This is a genomic window from Nocardiopsis sp. SBT366 (assembly GCF_001083815.1).
Lineage (GTDB): Bacteria > Actinomycetota > Actinomycetes > Streptosporangiales > Streptosporangiaceae > Nocardiopsis > Nocardiopsis prasina.
In genome coordinates, this window is sequence record NZ_LAVM01000039.1 from 1 (window position 1) to 11,892 (window position 11,892).

The 11,892-nt window shown below is 72.6% G+C and carries 10 protein-coding genes; 4 read left to right on the forward strand and 6 right to left on the reverse strand.

From position 1 onward, the window contains the following. Window positions 1-214 precede the first annotated feature (214 nt). The 5 genes from ADX84_RS13685 to ADX84_RS13705 all read right to left on the reverse strand — a co-directional run bounded on the left by ADX84_RS13685 (window position 215) and on the right by ADX84_RS13705 (window position 5,060). Window positions 215-907, reverse strand: a complete 693-nt coding sequence (locus ADX84_RS13685; RefSeq protein WP_049573314.1) for a haloacid dehalogenase type II — start codon at window positions 905-907, stop codon at window positions 215-217. 166 nt (window positions 908-1,073) lie between these two features. Further along, window positions 1,074-2,264 carry a GDSL-type esterase/lipase family protein gene (locus ADX84_RS13690; RefSeq protein ID WP_049573318.1) on the reverse strand — a complete coding sequence of 397 codons (1,191 nt, stop codon included), beginning with the start codon at window positions 2,262-2,264 and terminating at the stop codon, window positions 1,074-1,076. A gap of 274 nt (window positions 2,265-2,538) precedes the next feature. Then, window positions 2,539-3,006, reverse strand: coding sequence for a hypothetical protein (locus ADX84_RS13695; RefSeq protein ID WP_049573321.1), 468 nt, complete (start codon window positions 3,004-3,006; stop codon window positions 2,539-2,541). Window positions 3,007-3,138: 132 nt separating this feature from the next. Beyond that, window positions 3,139-4,146, reverse strand: a complete 1,008-nt coding sequence (locus ADX84_RS13700) for an ABC transporter substrate-binding protein (protein ID WP_049573326.1) — start codon at window positions 4,144-4,146, stop codon at window positions 3,139-3,141. 146 nt (window positions 4,147-4,292) lie between these two features. Then, window positions 4,293-5,060, reverse strand: a complete 768-nt coding sequence (locus ADX84_RS13705) for a siderophore-interacting protein (protein ID WP_199776592.1) — start codon at window positions 5,058-5,060, stop codon at window positions 4,293-4,295. Window positions 5,061-5,534: 474 nt separating this feature from the next. On the opposite strand from ADX84_RS13705, the gene ADX84_RS13710 reads away from it, so the two are divergent. The 4 genes from ADX84_RS13710 to ADX84_RS13725 all read left to right on the forward strand — a co-directional run bounded on the left by ADX84_RS13710 (window position 5,535) and on the right by ADX84_RS13725 (window position 11,331). Then, window positions 5,535-7,322, forward strand: coding sequence for an ABC transporter ATP-binding protein (locus tag ADX84_RS13710; RefSeq protein ID WP_049573329.1), 1,788 nt, complete (start codon window positions 5,535-5,537; stop codon window positions 7,320-7,322). Next, entirely contained in the window at window positions 7,319-9,127 is a 1,809-nt protein-coding gene (locus tag ADX84_RS13715; protein ID WP_049573332.1) for an ABC transporter ATP-binding protein, read from the forward strand. Before ADX84_RS13710 ends, ADX84_RS13715 begins: the two co-directional genes overlap by 4 nt. A 202-nt stretch (window positions 9,128-9,329) precedes the next feature. After that, window positions 9,330-10,013 carry a GntR family transcriptional regulator gene (locus ADX84_RS13720; RefSeq protein WP_049573336.1) on the forward strand — a complete coding sequence of 228 codons (684 nt, stop codon included), beginning with the start codon at window positions 9,330-9,332 and terminating at the stop codon, window positions 10,011-10,013. A gap of 61 nt (window positions 10,014-10,074) precedes the next feature. Continuing rightward, on the forward strand, window positions 10,075-11,331 hold the full coding sequence (locus ADX84_RS13725; protein ID WP_049573340.1) for an MFS transporter: 1,257 nt from the start codon (window positions 10,075-10,077) through the stop codon (window positions 11,329-11,331). Between the two features lies 1 nt (window position 11,332). Here the strand turns inward: ADX84_RS13725 and ADX84_RS13730 are convergent, their stop codons facing one another. Next, on the reverse strand, window positions 11,333-11,854 hold the full coding sequence (locus tag ADX84_RS13730) for a hypothetical protein (RefSeq protein ID WP_049573343.1): 522 nt from the start codon (window positions 11,852-11,854) through the stop codon (window positions 11,333-11,335). Window positions 11,855-11,892: the final 38 nt, after the last annotated feature.

The following is an 11,892-nucleotide window of genomic DNA, read 5'->3' on the forward strand; positions in this document are numbered from 1 at the left end:
TGCCGCATCCGATCTCCCTTCCTGTGAGGGCGGGGAACGAGTGGATATGAAAACGGTTTTCATTCTAAGCACAGACTTGGGCACTCGCGTCCACTTCGGAGAAGGAGAGCCGACCGGACACACGAAAGGGCCCGTCGGCGGTCCCGTGCCGACGGGTTCGTTCGAACCGCGGGCACGGGACCACCGACGGGCGGATCGGTCCTGGTGGGAAGGGTCAGACGGCGTTGAGCTGGATCGCCAGCTCGTCCAGGCTCCTCGCGGTCAGGTCGAAGGAGTCGGTCTCGGCGGGCGGGTCTCCGCCCGGGCGTTCGACGTAGGCGGTCCGCAGGCCGAGCTCACGCGCGCCGCGCAGGTCCCACGCGTGGGCGGCGACCATCAGCAGGCGCTCCGGAGCGCACTCCGCGTTGGCGACCGCCAGCCGGTAGACGTCCGCGTGGGGCTTGTAGGAGCGAGCGTCCTCGGCGGTGAGCGCCCGGTGCCAGCGCAGCCCGGCGTGCGCGCTGACGCGGGTGAGTGCCGCACCGCTGGCGTTGGACAGGCCGACCACCGAGTAGCGCGAGGCGATCCGCTCCAGCGCCCGAACGGAGTCGGGCCACGGCTCGAGGCGCAGCGCGGCGTTCGCCAGATCGAGGACCGCCTCATCGTCGTCTATGCCCGCCTCGGCCGCCACGCGCGCGGCCGCCTCCAGAACGAGCTCCGTACCGTTCGCGTAGGGGACACCGCCCGCGAGGATCTCGCGCTGGCGGCCCTCGACGTGCTCGGACCACACTTTGAGGAGCCGCTCCACCTCCTCCCCGTCGGTGTTCGGCAGGGCCGTGCGGATGCCGCGCCTGATCCCGTCGGGCTCGTCGACCATGGTTCCGAGGACGTCGAAGACGATCGTGTCGAGGTCGGGGAGTGAGGTCACGGGAGGACTCCTGTGGGTCTTCGGCCGCGCCACCCGGGGCGCGCGGGCTCGGTCGTCGGACACGGACGGGGCGGCTCTCGTGCCCGCCCCGCATCCGCCGGGCCCAGCGAGCATAGCTCGCCGGACCCGCTCCGGTCCGTCCCGGTCCGCCGTGTCCGCCCCGGCCTCAGGCGGCGTCGTTGACCGGGGCGAAGGGCCCGCCGGCGCCGAAGGCGAGCTCCGCGAACCGGGTGCCGATGCGGTGGTGCGCGGCGGTGTCCGGATGGATGCGGTCGGGCAGTGGCAGCTCCGCGTGGTCCGCCTCGCCGTAGAGGTCGCGCCCGTCCAGGTAGGACAGGTGCGGGTCCTCCACCGAACGCTCGCGCACGATCCGGGACAGCTCCTCCCGGATCGACGAGAGCGTGAGTTTGCCCGAGGCGCCCTCCCCGGGGTCGCCGGTGGCCCGGAACAGCTTCCGGCCGGCGCGCAGGGCCTCGGTGTCGAAGGCGGCGGGGCCCGGGGTGTGCTCCTGGATGGGGCACAGGATCGGTGAGACGACCAACAGCGGTGTGTCGGGATGCCCCTCGCGGACGGTGTCCAGGAAACCGTGCACCGCCGGGCCGAGGGCACGCATGCGCATGATGTCCCCGTTGGCCAGGTTGATGCCGATCTTCACGCTGATCAGGTCGGCCGGGGCGTCCCGCATGGCGCGCGCGGTGAACGGGTCGAGCATGGCGCTGCCGCTCAGCCCCAGGTTGACCAGGTCCACGGGTTCGCTCGCGGCCGCCACGGCGGGCCAGATCGAGGTCGGACTCGTCGCGTCGGAACCGTGGCTGATGGAGCTGCCGTGGTGCAGCCACACCCGGCGGCCCCGGTCCGGGACGGGCTCGACGGGGGCGTCCGTGCGCAGGGCGACCAGTCGCGTGGACTCGTCGTGCGGAAGCCAGATCTCCACGTCCTTGACGCGGTCGGGCAGGTCGGTGAAACGGGCCGTGCCCACGGGTCCGGGCCGGTGGTCCACGGCGCCGGTGGCCATGTCGAAGGTCAGGGTGTCGCCGCCGGACACGGTGGTCCGGGCGGTGAGTCGGCCGTCCACGAGCAGGTCGTACACCCCGTCCGGGCGCGTGGGCAGACCCGCGTGGACCCGCTTGGTGGGCAGGGCGTCGAGTTCGATCACGGTCGCCCGGGTGCGCAGGAGCAGCCGCACGCCCGAAGGCTGGGACTCGGCCAACGCCAGCAGCGGTTCGGTGTTCTGGGCGCGTGCCCGCGCGGGCAGCCGGTGCGGGATCAGGCCTCGCTCCGTCTGCTCCCACTCGGTGGCACCGAACAGGAACTCCGTGGTCAGGGGTGTGGTGGTCCAGTGGTGTTCGGTGTGCATGGTCCTCCCTCTGAGCCGTACCGGTTCGGGCCGGTCCGGCTTCCCGGACGAGGGTAGGGCGAACCGAGGGATTCCGCGACGCCCGGGTGCGCCAGGGGGCAGGGAAAACACCTGCCAGGATCCGGAACGCCCCGCGTATGGATGGCCAGCACGGCGAGGGTGACGGACGGGCGGGGGCTCGGTCCGTCATCGCAGGGGTGGGGACCAGCACCAATGTGCTCCTTGGTCTCCAAAGCCACGGCGATCATGAACGGGGCCTGCGAGCCGCGTCGCGCTACGCCGCGTCCTCCGGAGGTGACGAGGCCTGGGCGCGTGAGGAGGGCAGGAGCAGGAGGGCGAACGTGGCCCAACAGACTGCCGCGGCCAAGAGGAAGGGGTCCGTGAGGGTGGTAAGGAGATCAGTGGCGCTGTCCGCGGCGACAAAGGATACTCCCGCAGCCAGGAAGAAAGTGCCGACGCCGCCCTGGAGGATCAGGGCTGCCCGCCACTGCCGTTTCAGTCCGGGCTGTAGCGCGATGGCCAGGCCGAAGGCGGCCGAGGCCAGAGCGGCGAGGGGGAACGCCCATACCAGGGGCCACAGGACCAGCGGCCAGTCCGCGAACACGGAGATCACGAACCGGAACACGAACAGGGCGCAGATCAAGAAGCCGGGCAGCGCCTGGAACAGCATGATCACCTTGGCGCACGCGATGCCCAGGGGTAGTGGTGGAGCCGGTTCGAAGGGAGCCTGGGGGTGGGACATCCGTTCCTCGTTTCCCGGAGGGGAGGTGTACCCGGATCCTACGGCCACCCCCTGGGAACGGCAGGAGGGGCCGGGGTGGCGACCCCGACCCCTCGCGAGGCCTTCGGTGGAACGCTCCGGTTCCCGCGCTGACTAGTCCTCCAGGGTCTCCTGGATGATGGGGACGATCTCGTCCAGCGCGTGGTTGATGCCCAGGGTGGATCCGCTGGAGAAGGCGTTGGCCAGCTCCGGGTCGTCCAGGACGATCAGGCGCCCGGCCTCGGCGGAGGGGATGCCCTGGAGGACCGGGTCCTCCTTCAGGAACTCGGTGGTCTCGGCGTCACCGATCGGGAAGACGATCGTGAGGTCGGCGTCCAGCTCCTCCACGAGCTCGGCGCTCAGGTCCGTGTAGAAGGCGCCGTCGGCCATCTCGACCAGCTCCGGCTTGTACTCGAAGCCCAGCTCGGTGAGGACGTCCACCCGGGTGTCACCGGGCACGTAGGCCCCGTACTGGCCGTCGAAGTAGGCGCCCACGGCGATGGTGAGGTCGGCGAACTCGGGGTTGTCGCCGCGCAGTTCCTCGAAGCGGCCCTCCAGCTCGGTGACCAGTTCCTCACCGCGCTCCTCCTCACCCAGGACCTGGGCGACCTGGCGGGTCTGCTGCTGCCAGGTGGTGCCGTAGGTGACCTCGACCTCCGGCGGCGGGCCCACGACGGGGGCGACCGGGGAGAGGAGGTCGTGGCGGTCCTGGGAGTTGTCGGAGCGCGTGTCCAGGATGACGTCGGGCTCCAGGGAAGCGATCGCCTCGATGTTGGGCTCCATGGTGCCCAGCTGCGAGGGCTCGGAGTCGAAGAGGTCGGCCGCCCAGGGGCCCACGCCGGTGCCGCCGTAGGCCTGCCAGTCGGCCACCCCCACCGGCTGTACGCCGAGGGCGAGGGCGATCTCGGCGTCGGACCAGCCGAGCGCGGCCACGTTCTGGGGCCGGTCCTCGATCTCCACGTCGCCGAAGAGGGTCTCGACGGTGACGGGGTAGCCCTCGGCGGCCTCGCCCGAGGAGTCGGAGGAGGCACCGGAGCCGCCGCCACCGCACGCGGCGAGCAGGACCGTGGACAGGGCACCGGCGGCGACCAGGCCGAAGCGGGTGGACGGACCGGGGTTCATGGGACCTCGCTGGCGATGATGAGCTTAGCCTTGCCTAAGCTGGGATGGTCCAGATTAGCGTGGCTTGGGGATGGTGTGACCAGTGGGGGAGGGGTGGCGTGAAACACGCGGTCGGGGCCACTCTCGGCGGCCCCGGAACGGGGTGCTCAGTCGACCCCGGCGACGCCCGCGCGCCAGTAGCCCACGAAGGTGATGTCGTCCTTGGACACGGCGCGGTCGCGCACCAGGGCGCGGCGCAGGCCGGTGGGCAGGGCGTTCTCCCCGGCCACCCAGCAGTAGGGGCGGCCCTCGGGTAGGTCCGCCGCGCTCACCGTCTCCAGAGCCAGGCGCCCCGGAGTGGCGTGGGCGTCCTCGCGCGGCAGCCAGTGCACCTCCACCCCCGGCGGCACGTCCAGCTGCCGCACGTCCTGCGGGGAGGGGACCTCCAGGTAGACCTTGGCGCGCAGGTCGCGCGGGGCCTGCTCGACGATGGACAACAGGGCGGGCACGGCGCTCTCGTCGCCGACGAGCAGGTGCCAGTCGGCCTCGGCCGGGGGCAGGTAGTAGATGCCCTCGGGGAACAGGCCCACCTCGTCGCCCTCGCTGGCAGAGATCGCCCAGGTCGAGGCGGGGCCGCCGTCACCGTGCGCCACGAACTCGATGTCGAGTTCCAGTGCCCGGGGGTCGAACCGGCGGATGGTGTAGTTGCGGACGTAGGGGCGGGTGTCGTCGCCCATGTCGCGGTACTGCGGATACCAGCCGTCGTCCTCGGCGTCCGGCAGGACCAGTCGTTCCTGCCCGGGGCGGCGGAGGAAGACCCGCACGCACTGGTCGCGGCCGAGGAACTCGAACCCGGCCAGTTCCGGGCCGGTGACGGTCACGGTGATGAAGTGGTCGGTGGTCCGCTCGGCGCGTGCGACCCGGGCACGGATCATCTGGCGGTGACGCGGGGGTTGGATACGCAAGCGGGTGACCCTTCGCGGAGGAGTGACGGCGGGTTGTGAGGTTAGGCTAACCAATACCATGGGTGCTCGGCAATGCCCGTATCTGCGACAAAGAGGTCATCCCGTGGTCGGAGGTCGTGTCACCGATGGCTACGCTGGACCGGGCCCTGTTCTTTGGATCATTGCGCGCCGACGACCACCGGGTGCTCTCGCTTCCACCGATGAAGCTCGGACAGCCGACCCGGGCTGGCCGTCGCTCCACGGCCTGCGAGAGAACGCCGGTCCCCGCTGTGCCACGCTGCGGATCCCGCGTAGCGGCGCACAGTAGGGGAGGCGGCCGCTCGCACCGGTGGCGGCTCCGCCATCACCTGCGAAAGCATCCAGAAAACAGGCCCCGGCCGAGACACCCCTGACGGCCCAGGGACCACTCGCCGCCACGTCCTCCAGCCCGAACGGAGTCTCCCCGTGACCGCGGCCACCGCCAACGCCACCCCGGTCGCCGCCGAACCGGTCCCCACCACCGCGAAGGCCCTGCGCGCGCGTACCCTGCGCCGCCACCGGGCCCGGGTGACCCTCGGCGTCCTCCTGCTCTCCCTCCACCAGGTCTGTGAGGCACTGGTCCCGGTGGCGATCGGCCTCACCATCGACCTCGCCGTCTCCACCGGTGACACCACCGCCCTGCTCTGGTGCGTGGGCGGACTGGCCCTCCTCTTCACCTGCCTGGCCCTCGCCTACCGCTCCGGCGCCCGCTTCACCCTCAACGCCGTCGAACGCGAGGCCCACCTGCTGCGCCTGGAGTCCGCCCGGCGCGTCCTGCACCCCCGTGGCGAACGCAGCGGCCTGCGCTCCGGCGAGGTCCTGGCCGTGGCCACGTCCGACGCGGAACAGGCCTCCACGTTCGTGCGCGCCTGGGCCGTGGGTATCGCCCAGGTCACCGCGATCGTCGTCACCACCGTCGTCCTGCTCACCATCAACCTGCCCCTGGGCCTCGGCGTCCTGCTCGGCGTCCCGCTGATGCTCCTGCTCCTGCGTCTGCCCGCCGCCCGCATCACCCGCCGCACCGAGGCCAAACAGGCCACCGCCGCCCGCGCCACCGCCATGGCCACCGACCTCGTCGGCGGTCTTCGGGTCCTCATGGGCATCGGCGCGCGCCACAACGCCTCCCTGCGCTACCGGCGGGCCAGCGACGTCGCCCTGACCGCGTCGGTGGGCGCCGCCGCCACCAACGGCCTCTACAAGGGCCTGGTCACCGCCGCCGGCGCGGTCTTCCTGGCCTGCGTCGCCGGAGTCGCCGGATGGATGGCGCTCCAAGGGCACCTGACCATCGGCGAACTCGTCATCGTGGTCGGTCTCGCGCAGTTCCTCGCCGAACCCGTCCGGGCGCTGGGCATGGTCGGCCAGATGTTCGCCGTCGCCCGCGCCTCCGCCCAGCGCCTCGTGCGCCTGCTCAACGCGCCCGACGCCGTCGCCCCCGGTGACCGGCTCCTCCCGGACACGCTCCCCGAGGTCCCGCCCGCCGTGGAACTGCGCGGGGTCACCCACCGCAACCTCGACGGCGTGGACCTGACCGTGGCCCAGGGAGAGTTCGTCGCGGTCCTCGCCACCGATCCGCGCGACGCCGAGGATCTGGTCGACCTCCTGACCGGCCGTGCCGCCGGAGCGGGGGGATCCACCCTCGTGGGCGGCGAGCCGGTCAACGACCTCGACCTCACCTCGCTGCGCCGCACCGTCCTGGTGGAGGAGCACGGCAGTGTCCTGTTCGAGGGCACGCTCCGCTCCAACCTGGCCGTCAGCCGCGCCTCCCGCGACGACCGCGCCACCCCGGCCGCGCCCGTCACCGGGGACGACGCCCTTCTCACCGCACTGGCGGCTGCCGCCGCCGAGGACCTGGTGAGCGGCCACCCCGACGGGCTCGACCGGCCCGTCACCGACCGCGCCGCCAACCTCTCCGGCGGCCAGCGGCAGCGCGTCGCCCTGGCCCGCGCCCTCTTCGCTGACCCGCCCGTGCTGGTTCTGCACGACCCCACCACCGCGGTCGACGCGGTCACGGAGGCCGCCATCGCCCAGGGCACCGTCGACCTGCGCGCCCGGCGCTCACCCGGCGGCGCCACCCTGGTCATCGCCAGCAGCCCGGCGTTGCTGGCCCGCGCCGACCGGGTGGTGGTGCTGCGGGAGGGCCGGGTGCACGCCGAGGGCACCCACGCACGACTGGCCGAGGACGACCCCCACTACCGCGAGGCGATCCTGCGATGAGCACGCAACCCGTCACCAGGCCCGAACCCCCGGAGACCGAACCCGAGGCGCCCGCGGCGCCCGGTCCCGAACTCCTGCCCACCGCCGACGCCCGGCGCACCTGGGCCGTCCTCGGCGACGGGCTCAGGTCCATTCCCTGGGCCACCGCCCTGGCCCTGATCACCGTCCTCGGAGGAAGCGCCGCCGGTCTGGTGGCCCCCTGGGTGCTCGGCTCGATGGTCGACGACATCTCCGCGGGAGAGGGCCTGGAGGCGATCCTGCGGTCGGCCGCGCTCATCGCCGGGGCAGCCCTGGTCGGGGGCGTCCTGGTCGGGCTCGGCGCCTGGCAGGTCAGCCGGGTCGGCGAGACCGTCCTGGCCCGGCTGCGCGAACGCGTGATGGAGCGGGTCCTGCACATGCCCGCCGCCCGGCTGGAGAAGGTCCGGATCGGCGACCTGCTCTCGCGGGTCGGCGACGACGTCGCCGTGGTCACCAACGCCATCGCGCGCAACGGTCCCGAGGTCGTCACCGCCCTGGCCATGGTCGTGCTCACCACCGTCGGAATGGCCGCCCTGGACTGGCGTCTGGGCCTGGCCGGACTGGCCGCCCTGCCCTTCTACGTGTGGGCGGTGCGCTGGTACATGCCGAGGTCGGGCCCCTACTACGCGCGCGAACGGATCGCCATGGGGGAGCGCTCGCACGCGCTCATGGGCGCCCTTCGCGGCCGGGGCACCGTGCGCGCCTACCGCCTGGAGGAGGAGCACGAACAGGTCATCGCGGACCGCTCACGCACCGCGATGCGACTCACCATCGACGTGTTCTACCTCTTCACGCGGCTCGGTGCGCGCATGAACGGCTCGGAGTTCGTCGGGCTGGGCGCCGTCCTGGTCGTCGGCTTCTTCCTGGTGCGCGGCGACCTCGCCACCGTCGGCATGGTCACCGCCGCCGCCCTGTTCTTCCACCGGCTCTTCGGCCCGATCGGGTTCCTGGTGATGAACTTCAACGACGTCCAGCAGGCCGGGGCGAGCCTGGCCCGGCTGGCCGGGGTCATCGACCTGCCCGTGGCCGAGGACCCGCGCCCCGAGGAGGGCCCGGCCGGTACCTCCCTGCGCGTGGAGGCGGTCAGCCACGCCTACGCGCCGGGAGCGCCCAAGGCGCTGGACGGGGTGACCCTCGGGGTCGCCCCCGGCGAACGGGTCGCGCTCGTCGGCGCCAGCGGGGCGGGCAAGACCACTCTGGCCGCCGTGGTCAGCGGTCTGCGGGCGCCCACCTCCGGGACGGTGTTCCTGGGCGGTGTCCCCCTGGACGAACTCGGCGAGGCGCGCGTGCGCGAGCACGTCTTCCTGGTGAGCCAGGAGACCCACGTGTTCGCCGGGACCCTCCTGGACGACCTGCGCCTGGCCCGCGCCGAGGCCGCCCCCGCCGAGGTGGAGAGCGCGCTGGAGGCAGTCGGAGCCCTGGAATGGGTGCGCGCCCTGCCCGAGGGGCTGGAGACGGTCGTCGGCGAGGGCGGGCACGCGCTCACCGCCGAACAGGCCCAGCACCTGGCCCTCGCGCGCCTCGTCCTCGCCGACCCCGACCTGGCGGTGCTCGACGAGGCCACCGCCGAGGCGGGAAGCTCCGGCGCGCGCCGTCTGGAGAACGCGGCGGTCGCCGCCACCAAGGGCCGGACCACCCTGGTGGTCGCGCACCGCCTCACCCAGGCGCAGACCGCCGACCGCGTCGTCGTCATGGACCAGGGCCGGATCGTGGAGGAGGGCACCCACGACCAGCTCGTCGCCGACGGCGGCCGCTACGCGAGACTCTGGCGCAGCTGGCAGAGCTGATCCCGCCGGTCACGGCGTGAGAGGGGGCGTTCGCTCAGGCGGACGCCCCTCCTTCGTGTCGGTGGTGTGTGAGTCCGCGGGCAGGGGAGGCTTCGGCGTCAGTGGGAAGCGCCTCCTGTGACGCTTCGAACAGGGAACACCGGCTCAGGGAAGGCTGGCACACAACTAGTATCTATGTTGTATCCAACCCCCGGGAGGTCCAGTGAGCGCGAGCGGTGTCGGCGGAGGAGAACCGGTGGTGGGAGCGGCCACGGAGCCGGAGTCGGCGGCGGGACGGGCCTATAACGTCCTGCGGAACCGCATCCTCGACGGGGAGTTCGAGGACGGCAGCATGCTCAGCGAGGGCCGCGTCGCCGCCGAACTGGGGATGAGTCGCACCCCCGTGCGAGAGGCCTTCCTCCAGCTCCAGGCAGAGGGGTGGATGCGCCTGTACCCCAAACGCGGCGCCATGGTGCGCCCGGTCCCGCCGCACGAGTTCCGTGAGGTCCTCCAGGCGCGCCAGATCATCGAGTCCGCGGCGGTCCGCACCGTGTGCGCCTCGGCGGGCGGCTCCGAGCGGCTGGTCCGACGCCTGCGCGAGGTGACCGAGGAACAGCGGCGCGCCTGGGAGGAGGACGACCTCGCCGCCTTCACCCGGGCCGACGTCGAGTTCCACCGGGAGGTGGTGGCCGCGGGCGGAAACTCGATCCTCCAGGGCTTCCACCAGCTCCTCCAGGACCGCCACCGGCGCATGACCACGCAGTCGATCAGCGACGACACCACCCGCGCCGAACGCGTCCTCGCGCAGCACGCCGGGCTGGCCCGGCTCATCGAGGAGGGCGACGCCGAGGGCTACGCCCGGGCCACCGCCGAGCACCTGAGCGACATCCACGGCTCCACCGTGTGACACCGCCTCCGCCCCCGCCCCCCGTTCCCTGAACCCGAACTCCGAGGAAGCAGCAGCAGCCATGGCCACGATCGAGGCCCACAGACCAAGCCCGCACGCACGGACCGGAGCCGGGCGGCGCCGAGCCCTGCCGGGCTGGCTCGCCGTCTGCGGCACCCTCTTCGCCGTCGCGTGGGGCGGCAACGAGTTCACTCCGCTCCTGGTCATGTACCGCCTGGAGAGCGGTATGAGCGTGCAGGTCGTCAACATCCTGCTCGGCGCCTACGTCCTGGGCATCGTGCCCGCCCTCCTCGTGGGCGGGCCGCTCTCCGACCGCCACGGACGCCGCCCCCTTCTGTTCCCGGCGCCGATCCTGTGCGTGATCGGCAGCGGGCTGCTGGCCCTGGGATCGGAGTCGGTCGCCCTGCTGTTCGCCGGGCGCGTGTTCTCCGGTCTGGCCCTCGGCCTGGTCATGGCGGTGGGCACCAGCTGGGTGAAGGAGCTGTCCCAGCCGCCCCACGACACCGGCGCCACAGCCGGGTCCGGGGCGGTGCGTGCCTCGCTCGCGCTCACCCTCGGATTCCTGCTCGGCGCGGTCGTCGCGGCCGCCATTGCCCAGTTCGCGCCGATGCCGGCCGTCCTGCCCTACGCGGTCAACATCGTGATCACCTTGCTGCTCGCGGCGGCCCTGCCGCGGGTCCCGGAGACCCACGGCAGGGGGAGGGCGCCCGGCCGGCTCCTGGATGACCTGCGAGTCCCTGTCGCACTGCACCGCCGGTTCCTGCTGGTGGTCGTGCCCATGGCACCGTGGGTCTTCGGAACGTCCGCCAGTGCCTACGCGATCCTGCCCAACCTGCTCGCCCACCGGGTGCCGGGTTACGAGGTCGGCTTCTCCGGGCTGCTGTGCATGGTGGCGCTGGCCAGCGGGGTCCTCAGCCAGCAGGTGGCCAAGCGTGTGGACAGCCCGCGGTCCTCGCGCGCGATCCTCGTCGCCCTGGGCATCGCCGCCGTCGGCATGGCCCTGGCGGTGTGGGCCTCGGCCGCACTCACGATCCCGGCCGCGCTGGTGGCGGCGGCGGTGCTGGGCGCCGCCTACGGTCTGCTGTTGGTGTCCGGCCTCCAGGAGGTCCAGCGCATCGCGGGACCCGACCGTCTGGCCGGGTTGACCGCCGTCTACTACTCGCTCGCCTACCTGGGGTTCTTCGTCCCCGCGGCCCTGTCGGCGCTCACCGGATGGTTCGGGTATCCGACCATGTTCGCGGTCGGAACGGGCCTGGCGCTCCTGTGCGCCCTGGCCGTCACCGTGTCCTGGCGCCGCCACCTGCCCGGCGCGCACTGACTCAGCACTCGGGCGGGAACTCGTCGGTGCCCACGAGCGCCCCCTCACCGCTGGTGTGCGTGCCCAGGTACACGCCGTCGTCGGCGGCCAGGAGTTCCGTGTCGAAGCCCAGCGTGGCGATGTCGTGCTCGGCGTCGTTCTCCAGCGCGGCGGCGGAGGTCACTCCCAGGGTGTACTCGGTCTCCGGGGAGTCCGGCACCACCCGGTAGGCCGGTTCCCCGTCCAGGTCGGTGATGGTCCAGTCCTCGCCGGGCGCCCCCAGGTCCACCTCCAGGTGGTCGCCCTCGAACTCACGGGTGGCGTTCAGCCGCCAGCCGTGGTCCTGCGAGGCGAGGTCGATTCGCGCGGGTGGACTCTCCCCGCACCAGGACACCAGGACCACCGGGAACTGGTGGCGCGCGGAGAAGTGGCCGGTGGCCACGGCACCCACCGCACCGCCGTCGGGCACGCAGGAGGACAGGAGGAGACAGGCCGGGGGGAGGAGCGCCAGGCGTCGCAGGGCGGCTCGGTCAAGGACTGACATGCCGTGATTGTGCCAACCGCTGTGGCGTGCCGTGCGGG

What these genes read in the sequence shown, in the direction of transcription:
- ADX84_RS13690 (WP_049573318.1), bottom strand. Translation starts at nt 2,264, where the DNA reads ATGCACACCGAACACCACTGGACCACCACACCCCTGACCACGGAGTTC.
- ADX84_RS13695 (WP_049573321.1), bottom strand. Translation starts at nt 3,006, where the DNA reads ATGTCCCACCCCCAGGCTCCCTTCGAACCGGCTCCACCACTACCCCTG.
- ADX84_RS13700 (WP_049573326.1), bottom strand. Translation starts at nt 4,146, where the DNA reads ATGAACCCCGGTCCGTCCACCCGCTTCGGCCTGGTCGCCGCCGGTGCC.
- ADX84_RS13705 (WP_199776592.1), bottom strand. Translation starts at nt 5,060, where the DNA reads ATGATCCGTGCCCGGGTCGCACGCGCCGAGCGGACCACCGACCACTTC.
- ADX84_RS13715 (WP_049573332.1), top strand. Translation starts at nt 7,319, where the DNA reads ATGAGCACGCAACCCGTCACCAGGCCCGAACCCCCGGAGACCGAACCC.
- ADX84_RS13725 (WP_049573340.1), top strand. Translation starts at nt 10,075, where the DNA reads ATGGCCACGATCGAGGCCCACAGACCAAGCCCGCACGCACGGACCGGA.
- ADX84_RS13730 (WP_049573343.1), bottom strand. Translation starts at nt 11,854, where the DNA reads ATGTCAGTCCTTGACCGAGCCGCCCTGCGACGCCTGGCGCTCCTCCCC.